This window comes from Spirosoma daeguense, from assembly GCF_054776875.1.
In genome coordinates this window covers 576,927-597,988 of the sequence record NZ_BAAHBF010000001.1, presented here as the reverse complement: position 1 = coordinate 597,988, position 21,062 = coordinate 576,927, and the positions used below count along the sequence as shown (strand labels likewise).

Genomic DNA, 21,062 nt, shown 5'->3' with positions numbered 1-21,062 from the left:
ACTATCGATGAAATCACAATTGACGCTAGTACTTTGTTTCATTACGTTACTGGCTTTTGGTCAGAACAATACGGCCAGTAAAGAAGAATGGAAATCGCTGTTTAACGGTAAAAATCTGGATGGCTGGGATGTTAAAATCAGAGGGTATGATCTGAACGATAACTTCGGCAATACGTTCCGGGTTGAAGGCGGCAAGATGGTCGTTCGGTACGACAAGTACGATGATTTTAAACAGCAATACGGCCATATCTTCTACAAAGGCGATTTCTCGTATTACCGCGTAGCCGTTGAATATCGGTTTGTGGGTGAACAGGCTCCCAAAGGCGAAGGCTGGGCGTGGCGAAACAGCGGTATTATGGTGCATGGACAGCCAGCCGTTACGATGGGAAAAAATCAGGATTTTCCGGCGTCTATCGAAGTGCAGTTGCTGGGTGGCGATGGCAAGAAACGGACTACCTGCAACCTCTGTACGCCCGGAACCAACGTAGTGATCGACGGAAAATTACGCACGCAACATTGTATTAATTCGACTTCGAAAACCTACGATGGCGATCAATGGGTTCGGGCCGAAGTGCTGGTGCTGGGCGATTCGTTAATTCAGCATTTTGCCAACGGCGAAAAAGTGCTGGAATATAATAAACCGCAACTTGGTGGCGGTTCCGTAAGCGGTCACGACAAGGCGCTTATCGTCGATGGAAAACTACTCGATCACGGTACTATTTCACTCCAGAGTGAAAGCCACCCCGTTGAATTCCGGAAAGTGGAAGTCCTTGAGCTGAAAGGGTGTACGGACCCCAAAGCCAAAAATTACAAATCGTATTTCGTAAAAGCCGACAACTCGCTCTGCGATTACGGCAAGAAAAAGTAACGCTACTTTTCGAACGTAGCGTCTGTCTTGAACGTCCAGCCAGTTTTTAGTTAACCGGCTGGACGTTTTGCATTACATTAGAACGTAACAACACCATGATACGCCTTCTTTGGTTGGTAGTTCTGATCGAAGAGGAGCGGGTAGTCTTTACGGCCCGGAACGGGAAAGTTGTCGAGCCACGACGATTTATCCGATACGTTCCAGAACGTAACGCCGGTCAATTGCCCTTTGTGTTTCCGAAAAACCTCAAACAGGATTTTGTAGTTAGCGGCCTGTTTGTCGATCATGTCGGCGGTAAATTCGCTGGTGTCGGTTTCTTTTTTCGCCCGGCGTTCGTGCTCTTTCGGGTAAACCGATACGTCTAGTTCAGTAATCTGCACCTTCAGACCCAGACTGGCAAATCGGCTAATTGATTCGCTAACATCCTGTGCCGTAGGTTCGTAAATAGACCAATGACCCTGTAGCCCTACGCCATGAATCGGTACGCCTTTGTCTTTTAGCTTTTTGACGAGTTGATAAATACGTTCGCGCTTTGATGGGTTTTCGGTATTATAATCGTTGTAGAACAATTGCGCGTCAGGGTCGGCTTCGTGCGCATAGGCAAATGCTTTTTCGAGGTAATCTTCACCAATAATTTCATAGAATTTCGTTGGTCGATAGATGGCATCGCCTTTGTCGGGAACGGCTTCGTTCACTACGTCCCAGGCATAAATTTTGCCTGTATACCGAGTCACTACGTCGGTAATGTGACGTTTCAAACGGGCCAGTAATACGTCGCGACTGACGTTTTTGCCGGATGAATCGGTGAAAAACCAGCGGGGCGTCTGGTTGTGCCAGCAAAGTGTATGCCCTCGCACTTTCAATTTATTCTGTTGTGCAAAATCGACAATAGCGTCGGCGTCGCGCCAGAAATACCGATTTTCTTCGGGGTGAATCGGCCCCATTTTCATCGCATTTTCGGGCGTCACGCTAGCGAACTGCTGCCGAATAAGGTCGGCTTCGGGGCCGGTCAGATTACGCGGGGCAACCGCTACTCCAATCGGAAAATAGTTTTTATAGGCTTCTTTTAAGGTAGGGTCGGCCAATGGTGCCGGTGTCAGATTTAGCCCTGCTAACGTAGTGGTTATCAATAAGGCAGCAAGCGGTAGTTTTTTCATCGTGAGCTAACTGTCGGGAAAAAGATATAACGTAGCCTTACTCACAGGTGTTTAGCAAGTAAGTTTGCCCAAATCGGGCTTTATTAATTCGACTGGCCGACCGAATAGATTTCGCCGACCTCTCGCTTTCAAGTCAAAGAAATACAGTACGTTCCTATACCGCTTTCCTCATGAAAAATAGTGGCTATCTGATTGGTTTACTACTGCTGGTCAGTGCACCAATGCAGGCTCAGGATTCGCTCCAAAGGGTATTTCAGGCAAGGCAGGACTCTCTTCGGAAAATTTCGGAGCAAGATCATAAGCGGATGCTGGAGCAACTGAACATTACGTCGTTACGTCCGGGGGTATCGGGTAATCCGAGCGCGCCCAATGCCGCCAATAACGACGAATCGAAAGCAAATCCCTACACCAGTTTACCCGATCCGCTGACGCTTAAAAATGGGAAGAAAGTAACCAGTGCGAAAGTATGGTGGGGCCAGCGTCGACCCGAAATTGTGGAAGATTTTGATCGGGAAATCTACGGTCGTATGCCTAAAAATACGCCGAACGTTACGTGGCGGGTTGTGGGCGATTCGAACACGGTAAAAGGCGGTGTTCCGGTTAAACTGAAAAGGCTGATCGGGCACGTCGATAATTCGACGTATCCGGCTGTTAACGTCGATATCCAACTGACGCTGGCAACACCTGCCAATGCAAGAGGACCAGTTCCGGTAATTATGGAACTGGCTTTTGTGTTTCCGCCCGGCTTTCGAATGCCTGCTCCAACAAACACTGCACCCGCTGGACCAAATTGGCAGGAACAGGTGCTTGCAAAGGGTTGGGGATATGCCGTTTTGGTGCCTACGAGTATTCAGGCCGACAACGGTGCCGGACTAACGCAGGGAATTATTGGGCTGGTAAATAAAGGAAAGCCTCGCAAAGTCGATGATTGGGGTGCGCTACGTGCCTGGGCATGGGGAGCCAGCCGGGCAATGGACTATTTTGAAACCGACAAAGCCGTAGATGCCAAACGAGTGGGTATCGAAGGGCATTCGCGGTACGGAAAAGCAACCATTGTGGCGATGGCCTACGACCCTCGGTTTGCCGTTGCCTATGTAAGTTCGTCGGGAGAAGGCGGGGCAAAAATACACCGCCGAAACTGGGGTGAACGGCTCGAAAATGTAGCCGGAGCGGGTGAGTACCACTGGATGGCGGGTAATTTTCTAAAATATGCTGGCCCATTGACGGCCAATGATTTACCCGTCGATTCGCACGAGTTGGTAGCGTTATGTGCACCAAGACCGATTTTTATCGGTGCTGGTGCCGACAACGGCGATAGCTGGGCCGATGCAAAAGGTATGTTTCTAACAGCAGTAGGAGCCGGGCCCGTTTATAAATTGCTGGGTAAAAAAGATCTGGGTACAGCCGAATTTCCTTCGCTCGAAACTGCACTGGTATCGGGCGACGTAGCGTTTCGTCAACACGCGTCCGGGCATACGCCAGCGCCAAACTGGCCCATTTTTCTAACGTTTGCCGAACGCTATTTTAAGTAAATCAGAATGGATAGCCTACGCCGATATTAAACACTAAGTTTTCCTTCCGCCAGGTACGATCGCGGAGGTTGATTTTGTCGATGACCCACTCGCTGCCGTCGGTTTTATACGGTTTACGGAGCGGTGTTCCCAAATCGAAACGAATCAGGAAGTACGACAGGTCAATACGTATACCAATACCCGTACCGACGGCCATCTGACGCATAAAGTTTTTCGAGAATTTGGCATCAGATCCGAACGTAGCGGTGTCGGAATAAGACCAGACGTTTCCGGCATCAATGAAAATAGCCCCTTCAAGGTATTTGTTGAATTTGTACCGAAGTTCGGTGTTTGCTTCCAGCCGTACATCGCCACCGCCATCCTGGAACAGAGGTACGTTACGTATCGTGTCGCGCGTGAACAGACCCGGACCGATAGCGCGGGGCCGAAAGGCGCGAATACTATTGCTGCCACCAACAAAATACTGCTTGGTGAACGGTAGCGAGCGATCTTTTGAATTTCCGTACGTAATACCTAATCCGCCAAAAATCCGATTAGCCCACGTCAAATTCGTGCTTACTTTCCGATAGTAACGGAAGTCAGCATCGAACCGCAGAAACTGGGCGTAAGGCACACCAAAAATGCCTTTACGGTCATCGTTGGGTAAGACTTTCTTGAAGAACAAACTGGCCAGATTGCCAGCAGCTTCGGCATTGGTCGTTAGCCGGAATGTATTAGGCGAAAAAGATCGGGCAGGAGAGTTGTAATTGAATGTGTATAAACTGCTAAGAATGAGTTGGTCGGAGCTGAGTATATTAATATACTGCCTTCTGATAATTGGATCGATATCAGTATTGCCAATTAGGTCATACAAGCCAGATGCTTTATCCTGCGGTACGTAAACATAGTTGATATTAAAGGGCTGAAAAACGTGCTCGACCTGCTGATTTTGCCGCCATGCATAACCGAATGTAATCTGCGCCGAATTGATTCGGTACAATCCGCCCCGAATAATGGTCTGATACCCAATCGAAGCGTTAGTTTTTGGCAGAGCCTGCCGCTGGTCGTATCGGAATCGGAAAGGCGATACTAAACGGGGGAAACTTAACGTAGCGTCGGCCCCAAATCGATAGTTGGTGATGCCTTCGCCCGTGGTTCCTGCCTGAAATTCGATACCTGCGTTGGCATTGATAACCAGTTGTTCGGCCCGGCGTATTGCGTTTCTGTTTCGCCAGCTTACAATCAACTGCGTACCATTGAAGTTGTTAGAACGTGACGTACCATCCAGCTCGGCCCGCATCGACTTAGATGGGTAGGGCGTTAGGTAATAATGGACATCCAGCACAGCCGAATCACCTTGCTGATCAGGTTCGAAGCGGTTCCTGACAAATTTAAACGCCCCCACGTTGATAAACCGCGACAGGGTTAAATCCTGCATTCGGCTGCTATATAGTTTGCCGGGTTGAACGGTAACGATATCCCGGAATAACTTTGGATTGAATAGACGGGTCGAATCAACTACGCGAAAACGCTCATCGGTCTGGTAAGCACGTTGCTGACTAGTATCGTTTCGGGCAGTTGAGAGGTTGTAGTTTGGGTAAATAAATACGTTTCGAATGGAGTAAGGCACCCCGGCTGCATCGGGCATATCGGGCTTAATGGCGAAATAAAGCTTGGTTTTATGCGCTACTGAATCGTTGTCGGCAATTACCGCTATGTAGTCGGGCAGGAAATAATAAAAACCGCGCTGTTTGATCGACTGGCTGATTCGTTCGCGTTCCAGTTTAATATTGTCGAAAATATACGGGGTACCTTTCTTAATAACGGTACGTCGGGCTGAAAACTGAAGCGCTTTTTGAACCGGCGTCGAATCGACCAGAAAACCAACTGAATCGATCAGGAAACGTTGTTTCAGATTAACATCATAAACACCACGCGCTTTATAACCTTCTTCTTTCAAGTGCGCCGTAGCATCGGAACCGAAGTATCCCTGATTCTGCATCGTAGCTTTAAAAATAGGAATATTGGCCGAAAGTGCTCGGGCGCTGGCAAAGACTGGCTCCTGACCAAACTTTTTTCGAAACCATGCCCGAAAACCATTGGGCTTTTTGGGCTCACCGAACAAATAATACAAGCCGACTTTATAGGGATAACCCAATAATTGCTTATTGGGCCGGGGACGGGCCAGTTCGGTAAGTTGTTCCTGTACGGCCGTTTGATCGGCGGCCGAAACTGTCGAATCTGCTTTTATATTAATGTCGGTGCCCATATAAAGCCGCTCATTGGCTGGCAGATGCTTGGCAACGTTACAGCCGTTGAGCAGCCAGATAGTGAGCAAAAGGCATAAACCGATAAATATGTTCTTCATAATACGTTAATTCAGCACGGCTCCCGGCGACGAACGGCGGAAAACCTCGGATAGCGTGTTATAATCCATCGTGATGATGAACCCAACCCCGGTTTCAATTACGTAGCCATCCAAAACGGCCTGATAATCATTACGTCGATAAGCCCGCAATACGTAGCGCCCGTCGCGGGTAACGCTATAGTTGGCCGATACGTTGTCGAATACCTGATTCTGGCTGGGTGTTGCGGCACTGGCCGAGTTGTCGAGTACAAAATTCTTACCCACCGAAACCGTAACCCGACCTGACAGAAAACTACGCGATAGGCCAACATTCAGGTCTGTACGTGATCCATTGTTGGTACCGCCGGTATTTGCGCTACCAGTCTGCGACAACAGATTGAAATCGACATCGAACCCTTTCAGAACGCCCGATGCAAGCCGACCCAATTGGTCTGAAATAAGCTTACTTACGCTACTACGGGCAATGTTTTCGGCTTGTGTATTGAGGCCACCACCGCCCGAACCCGAGAAGAAATCAGATGAATTTTCGGGTAAGAACCTGCCCAGCACCAGCAACGCAAACACCTGTTTGTTGACCTGCGACTGATCCTGACGTAGTGTTCGCAGTTTGCTTTCGATATTGCTGCCGAGCGCACTCGATTGCGCAATGTTGCTTTCTTCCTCGGGTAAACGAATGTCGAACGATAGTTTAGGCGAAGCTAAATTATCACTGATTGTGAGCAGTACCTCAAATGGCATTTTTCGTTTCGCTGATGCGGCATCCAATGAAGTCGATTCGCTGCCGATCAGATCGCCGGGCGATGTTGATATTTTATAAATGGCCGTCATGTTAATATCGGCCTTAAGTGGGTCGCCACTGAAATTGATATAACCGCCTTTCTGGAGCTGAAATTGCCGTTTCAAAACCTGATAGGTCATCGAATATTCGCCTTCTGTTACGTCGTAACGACCCAACACAGTCATCTGACCAGCCGCATTGATACCCACGTTGAGCCGGGCATTGCCACGTGCCCGCAGGTAATCGCCATTCAGTTCATCGACAACAATGGTTAATTCCGATTTTTCATTAGCCTCCAGATCGAGCGAAATGGTTGAGTTGCTTAATTTGTCGAATTCCAGACGTTTGGCGGTTGTATCCTGCTTTGGTCGGTAGAGGTATTTACGTAGCGCCAGCGAATCGCTGTGGTTGATAAACGTAACAATACCATTTGCTTCGTTCACATTAACCGATTCGTCGGGCAATACCATTGATATTTTACTACCATCTTCGAGACGTACCGTTCCGTTGACCGATGCATCTGCTCCAGCGCCTTTGATTCGTAGGTCGGCACTGATAGCCGCCTGACCATAAGCAAAATCGTTGTCTTTTCGGGCTGCGTTTAAGACCTGAAACCCGTTTGCTTTTACCCGTAAGTTATAAGCTGCATTGGGCAAATTGCTAAGTACAACAGTACCGTCGGTAGTGAGGGTACGGCCCAATGTATCGCGCACATTGAAATCGTTCAACGTAATGGTTTGCCCGGAGAACGCCAGTTTTTCCTGATCAATCCGATACGTAGCATTGAGCTGTTTAATGTTGAACGCTACAGAATCGAAGGCAATGCTTCCATCGAGTTTAGGGTTGTCGGTTGAACCCGCTACAGTGAATCCACCAGTGAGTTTACCTTTGGCCTGACGAAGTTCACCAAAGCTAAAGGCTTCGATGGTGCGGGCATCCAGCCGATTTAGTTTAATGGCCAGATCAAGGGCTTCCTTTGCATTCTCCGGATTATAAAAACCCGTTACCGCAGCATCGTTGTAAGGTCCAACCAGCGTTGTGTTGACATTGATTCGGCCGTCAGACGTATTATTTAAACGCGCCGTCAGGTTCCCAATCGGTTTTTCCATTACCCGCAAACTGTCGACGTAAATAGAGCCGATAAAGGCCAGATTGCTATCGCTGCTGCTATAATCACGAACCACAATCGTTCCGTTGAGTTCGCCAGCAGCCAGTGTCGTGTCCTGATTGGCAAGCCGGGCCAGATTCGCTACGTCGAGCGCGCGGGCCGTTACCCGAATGGGTGCATTGCCATATTGTTCTGTACTACTTATTTCGAGTGATTGCTGTTTTTGCTCCAGATGTAATCGGTTAATCAGTATGCCATTTTTGCCATACTGGGCAAATCCGCTGGTGTCGGTTTGCCAACGCTGGTAATTGGTAAGCAGGCCATTGGGCGCAAACTGGAACCGATAACTGGAATCGACAATGCTCAGCTTACCCGACAGCCCATGTAAATCCTGATTCACAGAGTCTTTGTTAACCATTGCAAACCGGAACTGGTTATTGGCCGCTATGCCATTCAGATTCGTTTGCCGGATGTTCATGCCATCGTATAAAACACCATCGATACGTCCGTCTACTTTGAGTTGATTATTGGCACCACGTAGCAAAAATGTACTTCCCTGAAGCGTAGTGGTATCATAAACAACAATGCCAGTACGTAGCGTAGCCGACAACGTAGTATCGCGGGAATTATCCAGATACGCATCCAGCCGAACGGTATCCATTTTCGTTAGTTCAGGAACGAAGGCCTGAAACAGTGGATTTTGGTACGCTTTTAAACCTAGCGTAAACGCATGAGGGGGTGGAATCCGCTTGTAGGCCAAAGAAGGCAAGGCAATGTACTGACTGATTTCGCCCGCAATAATGTCGTAGAGTTGGGTATACTCAAATTGTCCATCGAGATTGAGTTTAGCACCCGGCAACTGCGCCACAACAGACTTCGTGTTGCCATTCACACCCAACCGTGCATAGAGCGAATCAATTGGATAGCTTTTACCCTGTAGTGTCAACGTAGCATCACCGACCGAAACCGTACCAACAGGTTTAGCGGGATCAGTCGAGGCCATATCCATTACGATACGTCCTTTGAGTGAGAGCGGGTCGTCGTATAACTTAAGCGCCTGTAAATTCAGTTCGTTCAGAACCGTTTTGCCCGTTATGCTGGGGAATTCGCCTTTCAGTCCCACCTGTGCATCAATCGCTACATTGGCATTTGGGTCTTTCAGGGCACCTTTGATATCCACGATGCCATTCGTGAGCTTGCCATTTGCTTCGAGATTTTGATAACGATACCCATTGAGTTCGGCCGATGCAATAGCCAGATCGAAATTGGTAGTGAGTGTATTAACATCAATACCTCGCCCATCGACCGTAGCTCGGCCCGTTACTTTTCCGACTGTTTCGGTTTGTTTGAGCCATTTGCCTGCATCGAAATCATTGAGGTTGAGCGTACCTTTGTACGTCTGATTTTTACCTTCTACAAACCCCGCCAGTCGGCCATCAAATGCAGCAGTTCCCCAGACGGTATTCAGTTTTGCATCGAGAATAAGATTATTTAATTGGCCCTGAATTTTGCCCGTAAGTTTCAGTCCGGGAGGCAAGTCTATGGTTGATGGAATCGAACCTTTGGGAGCTAATTTATTGATATCGGCCAACGTAGTGGAAACCTCCTGAACGTCCATATTTACGCCTAGCCGGTTGGGATCTGTTACGTTGGTCAACTGCCCTTTGGCGCGGAGTTTTGTACCCGACAGCATATCAAACTCCAGCAGAGGCAGATTCAGCGCGGCCAATGTACCGGTTGCCTGCGCATTCGCCTTGAACACACCGCCCCGATTACCCGCAAATGGGGGCGTATCGGCGAGGGTGGGAGCAAGTTGCAATACGTCGTCGACCGATAATCGGCTTTGTTTCAGATTCACCCGAACAGCCACCCGTTTTGCAAAGCGCGGATCGCTAAGTTGCGCCAGCGAGTCGTAACGTAGCACAAGCTGATCGCGTAGTAACGTAGTGGGTGTTTGAATGTAAAGTTTGGTAAGCGTTGTGGTCGTGTCGGTATAAAGCAGGTTGCCGTCGAGTTGCTGGAGCACAAAGCCGCTCGTAGCCCGGAAACGCCCGTTACGTAGCTGACCACTGATTCGTTGCCCTCGTTTGCCTAAATCCTGATAAACCAGAAATTTTCCGTCAATACCGAGGTTGCGCAGATCGAGGTGACCGTAATCTAAACCCTGTTTTTGACGGGCCGCCGTTTCGTCGTCGTATTGAATGCGGTTATTGACAAAACGAACATTGGTCAATCGAGCCTGCCAGCCGGGCGACGTACTGGTTGTTGATGATGGTGGTTCGGACGAAGTTGGTTTTTTGGTTGGTCGTGTTAATGTAGCGGCAATATCGCCATTAGTTAGTTCGAGCGATTTGAGGCCGATTTTTGAGCCATCAAGATACAGGTAATCCGATTCCATTGCCAGTTTCCCTACGGCACCTTTCGTCTGAAAATCAGCCGTTTCGACCCGGACATCCCATTTGGTATTGGTTAGCTGCCACTTTCCTAAAGCCAGATTCAACGTATCGCCCGGTTTAGATGGCGGGCTGGGCGGTGTTGGCAAACCTTCGTACAACCGCGTAACAACGTTCAGACCCGTGCCTGTTACGGTCGATAAATGGTATTTGGACGTATTGATATCGGTATCGCTGAAATTTGCTTCAAGACTGTCGAGGTACGCGTTTACATCGGCTCCCACTACGTCGTCTTTGTAGCGGATTCGTACATCCCGCAAAGCAATTCCCGACAGGTTGATCGCCATCGGCGTTGAGACAGTGTCAGATGGTTCAGGTGCCGCACCCGTATCGAAAGCGTCGAGAATGTATTGAAAGTTGAAAGCTGTATCGGGGAGAGTACGCGTAATGTTTACGCTGACTTTTTCCAGTTCAATTCGATTCAGCGCAACGCGGTTGTTAAGTAAACCCCACATATCGAGGTCAACGCGCATACGGCCGCCGTTGAGTAACGTATCGCCTTGTGGTGTTTTGAAAAAAACATCTTCCAGCTCAATCCAGTCGGGAATGGAATAGCCAATACGTCCGATTCGAAAGGGTGACTGAAGTCTCTTTGCCAGATATGAGTTTACCTGCTTCGTGACAAATTGCTGACCCCAGGGCGTTGTTGTGACCAGTACAACAAACCCGGCCAACAGAAGCACGAGGGCTAAGATACCCAGCAGAATACGTACTACTATTTTCGACACAAGTTATAATGTTTCCGGCCCGTAACCGGTTTAAATTTATAGCTTCTTGTTAACCTCTTTCCAAACTTGGACCGTTATAACAGCCGACCGTTTAAAAAAGAGCGTTTTTTTATCGTTCGTCTTTTTTAAACCTTCCGATAACGTAATAGAACAGGACAATACGTTCATAACGCGTTCGGTAAGTATTATGTTACGACGGAGTTTTAAAGCTATTAAATGTCCACAATAATCACGCCTTTGTAACATTGATTGTGTTGTTTCGCTCACAAAATTGCCAATCGCTCAACGAACGTTGCGAACATACGTCATGAAAGGATACGCTAATTACAGGATTGATGTGGCAAAATGGGCGAAATACGCGCTAACCAACCATCAAAACAGGTAACCTTTCGTCCGGTTGGGCGTTCTTTCTTAAAGAATTGTTGCAGACCCGGAACGTAGCGGGTAATTTTGGGCTTCCTACTTCTGTTCAACGAATGAGCGATCTCTTTACTGCTGAATCTATTATTAGCTTATTGACCCTGACGTTTCTGGAAATTGTTCTGGGTATCGATAACATCATTTTCATCTCCATCGCGGCCAATAAGCTGGCCCCCCAAGATCAACCCAAAGCACGTAATATCGGTCTGATTCTGGCTATGGCTTTTCGGCTGGTGCTGCTGATGGGTATTTCGTTCGTTATTTCGCTTAGCAAGCCGTTTACGCACATAGATGCGGGTTGGTTTAAAGCTGCATTTACGGGCCAGAGTCTCATTCTGTTTGGTGGTGGGCTTTTTCTATTATATAAAGCTACGTCCGAAATTCACCACAAACTGGAAGGTGGTCACCAAGAAGAAGCTACGGGCGGAAAATCGAAAACAACCATTTCGAGCGTAGTTACTCAGATTGCTATTACCAACATCGTTTTCTCGATAGACTCCATTCTGACCGCTATTGGCCTGACGCAGAACGTAGCGATCATGATGATTGCCGTGGTGCTGTCGATTGTAATCATGATGTTCTTCGCAGGGCCGGTTGGTAAGTTTGTGAATGAACACCCAACGATTCAGATGCTGGGGCTAGCGTTCCTGATCATGATCGGATTTATGCTGGTAGCCGAAGGCGCTCACCTTTCTGAGGTCGTTATTTTCGATCAGGAGGTTGGCGCAGTGCCCAAAGGGTATCTGTATTTTGCCATTGCTTTCTCATTGCTGGTCGAGTTTCTCAACATTCGTCTGCGTAAAAAGCAAAATCCTGTTCAGCTACGTAACTACGGTGGGCAACCACAGGAAGACGGAATTATTTAATAGCTGGCTAATGGGTAGTTGTTCGTCACTAGAGAAAGTGATAAAAGGCTGCCCATTAACCAGTTACTGACGAACGATTTTTACCCACTACCTTGCCTCTTACCGAACAATTAGCGGACATTATCAATAGCCTGGGTGGTTTTGGCCCCGAGGCATGGCTGGCGTTGTCATTTTGTTTCGTGCTGCTGCTCGAACTGCTTGGCCTTCGAAAGAATCCGACTGCGCTACGTAGATGGCTGGCCATTGTGAGTGTAGTGGGTGTGCTGATTGGTGGTCTCTGGGCTGTTTTAGTGCCGGTACGTGGTTTTCTGTTTATGCACCTGCTTTTTGTCGATAATCAGGCTGTTTTCGTACAGGTGATTGTGGCAATGGCGGCTGTTTTTGTAGTGCTCTACGAAACCTTTTCTACGGCTAAATCAGTCGAAATTGGGAAATCCAGATTGCCACTAGAATGGCATTCGTTGCTAGTAGCGATGACACTGGGCCTGTTTCTGATGGCTATGTCGGTCAATTTGCTGAGCATTTACCTAAGCATCGAACTGGTTTCAATTTGTTCATACCTGCTCACTGCACTCGCTGCCGACCGAAAAGCATCGGAAGGAGGAATTAAGTATCTGTTATTTGGGGCTGTCAGCTCGGCTATCATGCTTTACGGAATGTCGCTATTATATGGCATGACCGGTACACTCGATCTGACGGCCGATACGTTTGCAACCGAACTAGCCCGGCAAGATGCGCCTATAGTTGCTGTTGCGATGGTGCTCACCGGTGCGGGTTTGTTATTCAAAATTGCAGGTGTTCCGTTTCATATCTGGACGCCCGATGCCTATGAAGCGGCTCCGGTCCCTGTAGCTGCTTTCTTTTCCGTTGGCCCTAAAATAGCGGGTGTTCTGGTGCTGATGCGGGTTGTAACAAGCCTTCCTCTGGAATCTGAAACCGGTACAACGGCGTTCGTATTGCAAACACCGCTGGCTGTATTGGCTTTGGCGGGTATTCTGATCGGAAACTTGTCGGCCCTGAGACAAACCGACGCCAAACGATTATTAGCCTATTCGACCATTGCTCACGCGGGCTTTTTGCTGGTTGGGGTAGTAGCTATCAGCGAAGCCGGTTTTGAAGCAACGCTATTTTATGCTGGTACGTATCTGTTTATTTCGCTGACCGCTTTTTTTCTTGTCGATCTATTGGCGCGTAGCAACAACACCGATTTAACGATTCAGCATTTTGCCGGGCTTGGCGCAAAACAACCCTTATTGTCGATAGCCCTTACGGTGGTTATGCTGGCGTTAACAGGTTTACCGCCCACGGTTGGCTTCACGGCCAAGCTGCTGTCGTTTTCGGCGCTTTACGAAGCGTATCAGCAATCGGGCGATGCGTGGTTGCTGGTATTATTTATATTAGGTCTGCTAAATGCCCTTATTTCGCTGGTTTATTATCTGAAAATTCCTTTTCTCCTTTTCTTTCGCCCGGCTGTTGATTCTTCTGGATCAACCACTTCGCAACCCTTGTCAGGAGCCGCTGTTTGGCTGACTGTTGCGCTTGTTGTGCCTGTTATTCTGCTGTTCCTAAAGCCCGATCTGTTGCTACGTTGGTTGGTCGCACAATAAGTCAACGTTTAAGAATAGGCAGGGTTTTTGTTTCTTTGCGTTGTAAAACAACCTGTGTTGCTTCTATGAATCCAGTTCTGGATATGACAATTGATGAACTTTTCGACCAGTTCGATAACCTGCGCGTGCTCATTATTGGCGACGTAATGCTCGATTCCTACGTATGGGGGCGTGTTGAACGGATTTCGCCCGAAGCACCCGTACCGGTTGTAACAGTCGATCGGCGAGAGCTACGTCTGGGCGGAGCAGGGAACGTATTGCTGAACGTACAGGCATTAGGGGCCGAAGCTATTATTTGCTCCGTGATCGGTACCGACGGCGCGGGTGATCAACTCGAACAGCAACTCTGCGAGCGCGGACTAAACTGTGATGGTCTGATACGTAGTAAAACACGCATTACCACCATTAAGGAACGTATCATTGCCAGTTCACAGCAGGTGGTACGTGTCGATACTGAAACCGATAAATACATTACGGCCAACGAGCGTGAACAACTCATCGCCAAAGCTAAAGAGTTGATTCCGAGCTGCCACGTCGTTATTTTCGAAGATTACGATAAAGGTGTTTTAAGCAAAGAAGCGATTGCCGATATTATTGACTTCGCGAACGAGCAGGGTGTACCAACGGTGGTTGACCCCAAAAAACGTAATTTTCTATCGTATCAGAATGCTACGTTGTTTAAACCCAATCTGAAAGAGTTACGGGAAGGACTGAAAGTGGATTTCGACGTCGATAATCTGGCCGAACTAGGAGACGTAGTACGTCAATTGAAGGAAACGCTGGGATTGAAAGGCGCACTCATTACGTTGTCGGAGCGGGGGGCGTTCATTGATTATAACGGCGAAACCCGCAAACTTCCAGCACATATTCGTCAGATTGCCGACGTATCAGGAGCGGGCGATACCGTGATCAGTATTGCAGCCTGTTGCGTAGCCCTGAAGCAATCCCCTGCTATTATTGCCGGTTTGTCGAATCTGGGCGGAGGGCTGGTTTGCGAATCCGTCGGCGTGGTTCCTATTGACAAAGCACAGCTACGGGAAGAAGCGAAAGAGCATTTGTAAATCAATGCTACGTTGCTGATTTAGAAGAAACGCACCTAGTTCAACAGAATAGATACGCAAAACATAACGACCATGCCGTCGCCAGAGAATACCAGTTCGTCAACTGGTTTAATAAATCCATCGTTTCCCGGAGGGCTAACTGCACTCGCGGAGTTTGTGGAAAAATCTCAGCGTAAGTCACTTGCGGGCAAGGCTTTCGAAGGCGGAGCAACCGTTTTTGTTGAGTTTGTGGTGAACACGGATGGAGCCGTTAGCGATTTTGTCGTGTTGAAAGGTGGAGGAGCGAATATTGATCAGGAAGCTGTCAGGATTATCTCTGAAATGCCACGCTGGACAGCCGGTACGTTGAATGGCGAACCTGTTCGTGTTAAGTTGGTATTGCCTGTCAGCTTCCCGGCTGCCTGATTGAGGAGCTAGCTTCTTTTTGAATTCTAATGAACCTAAAAGCTACTTTCAGTATCGAATAAATATTTCCTTTCTTCTATTTTATTAACATATTAATTTATTTTGTTTTGATAAGTTTACCAACGGGTTAACTATCAAAACAAAATGAAAAACTTCTTCTCAATTCTCCTGTTAGGGTTCTTTCTTGCTACGTCCGTGTTTGCACAGGACGCTCCCAAACGTGAAATTGGTTTGCGAACCAGCGATTTCAACAATATTGGGATGATTTATAAAAAGGAACTTCGCGAAAACACGTATCGTCGGTATCGATTTGCGTTAGGAAACCTGAGCGCCAATTTCAGCCGAAGTACTACGTTGCTGGGCTTGGGCGTTGGTGGCGCTATAGGGAGAGAAAAACGCCGGAATCTAAATGACAAACTGCAATTTGTGTATGGTACTGAGCTGATTGCCAGCGTTAATCTTTATTCATCGAATCGGGGTACAATAACCATTGATAATGGCAATGGTGGCACTACGACTTATACGGGTTCCGATCTACTGGTTGTTACGCCTTCTCTTGGTGTTGGTTTTGTGCTGGGGGCTCAGTATAACTTCAATTCGAGATGGTACGTCAGTGCTGAGCTGATTCCTTCTATTACAGCAAGCGGAACGTTTGGTAATGGAAATGCGGTTTACAGCGTCAATGCTGGTTTTACCTCATCGAGTGTAGGCATTACGGGAGCGTATCGCTTCTAACGTAGCAATATCAGATAGTGTGATAAAACTAAACGCAGGCTAAATAGTCTGCGTTTTTTGTGAACAACAACTAGTACTCTGCCAAAATAGAGATTAGACGTATGTCTGGGCCAAGCTCCAGCTTGGGCCGTTAAATTAGTTACCAAAGCCAAGCTGGAGCTTGGCCCAGACAAAATCCTATTCAATTCGTATCTAACAATTAAATTGGCAAACAACTATAATGACTTACCACTTGGGAGGTTAATTGTCAATTAATGAGGATAATACCGCCTATGCATTTACTTTGCTGTTAAATGATTTGCGTATGCGGTTTCTTTGGGTTGTATGTCTTGCTTTTGTAACTATCTGGACGAGCTATGCCCAGATTCCAACCCTGACGTTCGAGCACCTGACAACCAAAGAAGGGCTACCATCTAACGACATCTGGTGCATCTCAAAAGATAAGGACGGCTTCTTGTGGATTGGTACGGGACGTAGTATCTGTAGGTATGATGGCTACACATTTTACACGCCCGATAACCAGAAATTAGGCTATACTTCTGGTATTTCAACCGATTCGAAAGGTACGATTTATGCCTCTACGGCTACCAAGGGTTTATGGGCCATCAACCCAACTACGCTGGCTACGCAGACAATTCTCAAAAATGATTATACCGATAAGGATCGGACGAATGATACGCACGACCGGGCATTTGTCGATTCGTATGATCAGGCTTGGGTTTGTGACTATTCATCCATAAAACGCTATGATCTGAACCGTAAAAAAATTCAGATTTATTCGCTTTCGCCAAACGCCAGCGTTCATCAGGATGCTACGTTCTTTGAAGATAGTAAACGGCAACTTTGGGTGATTTCGGAAGTGGGGCTGTATCGCTATGATCGTCGGGAAAATAAATTAACCTGCCTGCTTGGTGTTGAAGCCAGCGACCCCAAAAATCGACGCCCCACCCGACTTGAACTAGCCTTTGAAGATAAGCAAGGTACGATCTGGCTAAGTGCTTACGATGAAGGACTTATTCGTTTTTCACCGAACAATGGGGCATTTCAGTACCTAACCCGCGAATTTGCGAATCAGAATGTAATTTGTGGGCAGGAGTCAGTTGATGCCAATGGGCAGAAGCTTCTTTTTGTGGGCACCGAAAAAGGGGTGAGCGTATATTATCCTGCTCGCAAGGAAGTGTATCATCTGCCCGAATTTTATAAAAAAGGAACGCATGTCAGGGTTATTTACGACGATAAAGCGAATGGTATTCTTTGGATTGGTACGCGGAAAGGGTTGTTTAAATACCGATACCGAAATCCCGGAATTTACACAATTGATGTTCCCGCCAATGTGTCGCAGTTGCAGGCCGAAATAACCTGTTTTCTGGCAATGCCCGATGGACAATACCTGTTAGGGCTTTCTCATTCGGGCGTATTAGCGTGGCAGCCAGCAACTAACCAGTTTCGATTATGGAAATACCCGGCCAGTACCTATACGTATCAACTTCGCTGGATTCAGGGGCGGCCGTTTGCCTTCACCGATAAAGGTGTGTTGGTTGGTAATCCGGAAACAGGTACGTTTTCGACTATGCCAGCCGTAAGTCGTTTGTTTACCTCTACCGAATTTAGAGATGGTTTAATAGACAAGAAAGGGCGAATTTGGATTGCCAGTCTGACAGAAGGCTTGAAAGTTATTGACCCGAAAACAGGTGCCGAACAGAAAGTACTGTCCGATCAGTCAAATCGGCAACTGAAACAAAATAATTACATAAAAGCCATCTGTGAAGCAACGGATGGGAAAATCTGGATAGCCACCTGCCCAAGAGGATTGTACTACGTTGATGAACGGCCCGGCTTCGGGCAGGGGGAATTTATTGATGTGCGGGAATTGTCGATAAATAAAGGAAAGAGCTTAAGTGGATTGTGCGTGAACGCCCTGCAATGCAGCCCAAACGGAGCAATGCTGGTGGCAACCTGGGGTGGTGTCAATAAAATTGCAGCGAACGGGCAGATTGTGGCCTCATTCGATTATGAACGCGATAACCTGAATGATACGTACTGCACCAATATTTGTGAAGATAGTTTCAATAACCTGTGGTTTAGCACCAGCGAAGGCATTCACATTGCCAACCTGAAAACCAGAAAAATTAAACATCTGACCACTATTGAGGGACTCAACAGTAATGCAGCAACAGCTTTCCTGAAAAGTAAATCGAACGAGCTGTTACTGGGTTATCTGAATACCATTAACCGACTCGATATTGATGCGCTGACACATGCACGGGTGATTCCGGATATTGTTGTTAGTTCGGTGGAAGTGAAGGGAAAACGGCTTCTTCAGGACCTGACGAAAGAAATTGTATTGCAGCCCGACGAAAACTCAGTGACACTAAACTTCTCGACACTGAATTTTGAGCCAGCGTCCAAAAATCTATATAGTTATCAGTTAGAGGGTTACGAGTCTGACTGGGTCGATCTGGGGAATCAGCATACGCTTTCATTTACAAACTTGCCTGCCCATTCGTATACGTTGCGCGTACGTAGTAGCGATAGTTTTGGGCTGATAAGTGACAAACCACTCGCCATCCAATTAACGATAAAGCCCTATTTTACCAATACGTGGTTCTTTAAAATCCTCGTTGCAATCGCCATTGTAGGGTTGGTTTTACTGGCGATGCGCTGGCGATTCAATACCCTCGCCGAACGAAATCAACTCGATTTGCAAATAGCCGAATGGCGCTTAAAAGCATTGCAGGCGCAGATGAACCCGCACTTTCTGTTCAATTCGCTTAATTCCGTACAGAATTATCTGCTGACGAACCGGGGTGTTGAAGGGGCGAAATACCTATCGAAATTTTCCAAGCTGGTGCGTCGAATCATGGAGAATTCGAACCATCAATATCTTTCCTTCGAACAGATAATTGAAACTCTGAAAATGTATGTTGAAATTGAATCGTTTCGGTTCAATCACGAATTCAACTACGAGTTTGATATTGAAGATAATGAGCAATTGCTGGATACGCTGCTGCCGCCGATGCTGCTCCAGCCTTACGTAGAAAATGCCATCTGGCACGGTTTGATGCCCAAAGAAGGGAAAAAGAGCCTGAAAATTACGGCCCGATTTCAGCAGGATCACATCGTTTGTATTATCGAAGACAACGGCGTTGGCCGAACATTTGCACCCCGCGTTGAAGGGCACGTTTCGCGCGGGCAGGAAATGACGAGAGGTATTTTTGATTCGCTTCGCCGACGAGACAGTAAGGCGAAACTGGAGATTATCGATCTGTTTGATACAGATAAAAATCCGGCCGGAACACGAGTTATTATGACGGTTCCGATCAAACAAACCTAGACGATGAATCGGCCTAAAGCCAACTCATCGTCGGTACGTAGTATAAATCAATTATCGGGAAACGCCTAATTCCTTCACCGCATCAACAAAACACCGGGCTTTGTCTGGATCAGTATCAGGATAGATGCCGTGACCAAGGTTGGCAATGTAATGCTGATGACCAAATCCGTCGAACATCTGCTTGACTTCGGCACGAATCTGGGCAAAATCCGCATAAAGCACACAGGGGTCCAGATTGCCCTGTAATACCCGATCAGGAACCAACTGGCGTGACTCGTGTGGGTCCATGTTCCAGTCGAGACCTACTACGTCGCAACTCAACTGACCAATTTCCTGCCGGGCAAAGAAAGCACCTTTAGCAAATACGGTTACAGGAACACCGGTGATGAGATCACAGATTTGCTTGATATACGGAAGCGAAAAGGTGCGATATTGCTCAGGCGAAAGAATACCCGCCCATGAATCGAAAATCTGAATCAAATCGGCACCAGCATGTATCTGCGCCTGTAAGTAAGCTATCGTGCTATCGGTAATTTGCTGTAGCAGCGCGTGCGCAAAATCAGGATCGGTATACAGTAACTTCTTGGCAACCGAGAACGTTTTCGACCCTTTTCCTTCGGTCATGTAACAGAAAATAGTGAACGGTGCTCCGGCAAACCCAATCAGTGGAACCCGGTTGTTCAACTCTTTCTTGGTCAGTTTTATCGCATCCAGTACGTAGCCCAGATCACTTTCTGCATCGGCCACGCGCAACCGGCTCAGGTCAGCCATGTTACGTACCGTTTCGGGAAATACCGGCCCCCGAGCCTCGATCATTTCATACGGTAAACCCATTGCTTCGGGTATCACCAGAATGTCGGAGAAAATAATAGCGGCATCCACGTCAAAGGCATCGACGGGCTGAATGGTTACTTCGGCCGCCAGTTCGGGCGTTTTCGCTAACGTAATGAAACTGCCTGCCTGCTCACGAACGGCCCGATATTGGGGCAGTACGCGCCCGGCCTGCCGCATCATCCAGACCGGCACACGCTCGGTCAATTCGCCCCGTGCGGTGCGGAGCAGTAAGTCATTTTGTAAGGTCATGGTGCAAATATCCGAAGGAAGCGCGCTACGTGCTGACATCGAACGAAATTATTCCGATAAATCTGTCACAGATGGGCTAGATCTTAGCCGGACGTAACGAAATACCTAGTGATTCGGCCAGTAAAAGCAGAGCGAGAGCGGCTACAAAAATGACCGTCAGTACAATGAAAGGTCCGCGCCACGTAACGCCACCCTTTTCACTGATTAATTCAATCAGATGCTCCTCTGAGGCTCCCGGATTATTGGCAATTATTTTGTTGACCTGCCGATTGGCAAACTTGATATACATGCCATTACTGATAATACCGACAATGGCATTTACCAGCAACGAAACAATCATTGACGAGCTATCTGACTGATTTCGGGGAGGAAAGAGAAATTCTTCGGCAAAATTTTCGCCAAAAATAATAGCGGCTGTAATGAATGCCTGCGTGTACATTTTTCGATAGCCCATCCAGAGAATTCCTGCCAGAAAAGCCATGCCATTAAACTGAAATTTACCTTCTTGTATCTCTTCTGCTGCCTGAACGTAGTACTCGGCCTGCGGACCAAAAAAATAGGGGAGGTATGGATTCATAAA

Annotated in this window: 13 protein-coding genes; 8 read left to right on the top strand and 5 right to left on the bottom strand. The window is 47.5% G+C overall.

Annotated elements, in window-relative coordinates:
- Positions 1-7 precede the first annotated feature (7 nt).
- Positions 8-868, top strand: a complete 861-nt coding sequence (locus ACYVD4_RS02125; RefSeq protein ID WP_460941968.1) for a 3-keto-disaccharide hydrolase — start codon at positions 8-10, stop codon at positions 866-868.
- A 77-nt stretch (positions 869-945) separates the two neighbouring features.
- Here ACYVD4_RS02125 and ACYVD4_RS02120 read toward each other — a convergent pair whose 3' ends face one another.
- On the bottom strand, positions 946-2,025 hold the full coding sequence (locus ACYVD4_RS02120) for an endo-1,4-beta-xylanase (protein WP_460941967.1): 1,080 nt from the start codon (positions 2,023-2,025) through the stop codon (positions 946-948).
- Positions 2,026-2,195: 170 nt separating this feature from the next.
- Here ACYVD4_RS02120 and ACYVD4_RS02115 point away from each other — a divergent pair, with 170 nt between their 5' ends.
- Positions 2,196-3,557 carry an alpha/beta hydrolase family protein gene (locus ACYVD4_RS02115; protein ID WP_460941966.1) on the top strand — a complete coding sequence of 454 codons (1,362 nt, stop codon included), beginning with the start codon at positions 2,196-2,198 and terminating at the stop codon, positions 3,555-3,557.
- Between the two features lies 1 nt (position 3,558).
- Here the strand turns inward: ACYVD4_RS02115 and tamL are convergent, their stop codons facing one another.
- Entirely contained in the window at positions 3,559-5,904 is a 2,346-nt protein-coding gene (gene tamL / locus ACYVD4_RS02110) for a translocation and assembly module lipoprotein TamL (RefSeq protein ID WP_460941965.1), read from the bottom strand.
- A 6-nt stretch (positions 5,905-5,910) separates the two neighbouring features.
- Positions 5,911-10,971 carry a translocation/assembly module TamB domain-containing protein gene (locus tag ACYVD4_RS02105; RefSeq protein ID WP_460941964.1) on the bottom strand — a complete coding sequence of 1,687 codons (5,061 nt, stop codon included), beginning with the start codon at positions 10,969-10,971 and terminating at the stop codon, positions 5,911-5,913.
- A gap of 476 nt (positions 10,972-11,447) precedes the next feature.
- On the opposite strand from ACYVD4_RS02105, the gene ACYVD4_RS02100 reads away from it, so the two are divergent.
- From ACYVD4_RS02100 to ACYVD4_RS02075, 6 genes are all read left to right on the top strand, one after another.
- Positions 11,448-12,257, top strand: coding sequence for a TerC family protein (locus ACYVD4_RS02100; RefSeq protein ID WP_460941963.1), 810 nt, complete (start codon positions 11,448-11,450; stop codon positions 12,255-12,257).
- Positions 12,258-12,349: 92 nt separating this feature from the next.
- The gene (locus tag ACYVD4_RS02095) at positions 12,350-13,864 is read left to right on the top strand and encodes an NADH-quinone oxidoreductase subunit N (RefSeq protein ID WP_460941962.1); all 1,515 of its coding nucleotides are present in this window, start codon (positions 12,350-12,352) and stop codon (positions 13,862-13,864) included.
- A 65-nt stretch (positions 13,865-13,929) separates the two neighbouring features.
- The gene (locus ACYVD4_RS02090; RefSeq protein ID WP_460941961.1) at positions 13,930-14,925 is read left to right on the top strand and encodes a bifunctional heptose 7-phosphate kinase/heptose 1-phosphate adenyltransferase; all 996 of its coding nucleotides are present in this window, start codon (positions 13,930-13,932) and stop codon (positions 14,923-14,925) included.
- Between the two features lie 72 nt (positions 14,926-14,997).
- Positions 14,998-15,330 carry an energy transducer TonB gene (locus ACYVD4_RS02085; protein ID WP_460941960.1) on the top strand — a complete coding sequence of 111 codons (333 nt, stop codon included), beginning with the start codon at positions 14,998-15,000 and terminating at the stop codon, positions 15,328-15,330.
- A gap of 144 nt (positions 15,331-15,474) precedes the next feature.
- Positions 15,475-16,065 (top strand): hypothetical protein, encoded by a 591-nt coding sequence (locus tag ACYVD4_RS02080; RefSeq protein WP_460941959.1) that lies wholly within the window; start codon positions 15,475-15,477, stop codon positions 16,063-16,065.
- Positions 16,066-16,369: 304 nt separating this feature from the next.
- A complete protein-coding gene (locus ACYVD4_RS02075) occupies positions 16,370-19,399 on the top strand; it encodes a two-component regulator propeller domain-containing protein (RefSeq protein ID WP_460941958.1) in 3,030 nt (1,009 codons plus the stop codon).
- Between the two features lie 51 nt (positions 19,400-19,450).
- Here the strand turns inward: ACYVD4_RS02075 and hemE are convergent, their stop codons facing one another.
- On the bottom strand, positions 19,451-20,482 hold the full coding sequence (hemE, locus tag ACYVD4_RS02070; RefSeq protein ID WP_460942972.1) for a uroporphyrinogen decarboxylase: 1,032 nt from the start codon (positions 20,480-20,482) through the stop codon (positions 19,451-19,453).
- Positions 20,483-20,558: 76 nt separating this feature from the next.
- Positions 20,559-21,059, bottom strand: a complete 501-nt coding sequence (locus ACYVD4_RS02065; RefSeq protein WP_460941957.1) for a DUF2628 domain-containing protein — start codon at positions 21,057-21,059, stop codon at positions 20,559-20,561.
- Positions 21,060-21,062 lie beyond the last annotated feature (3 nt).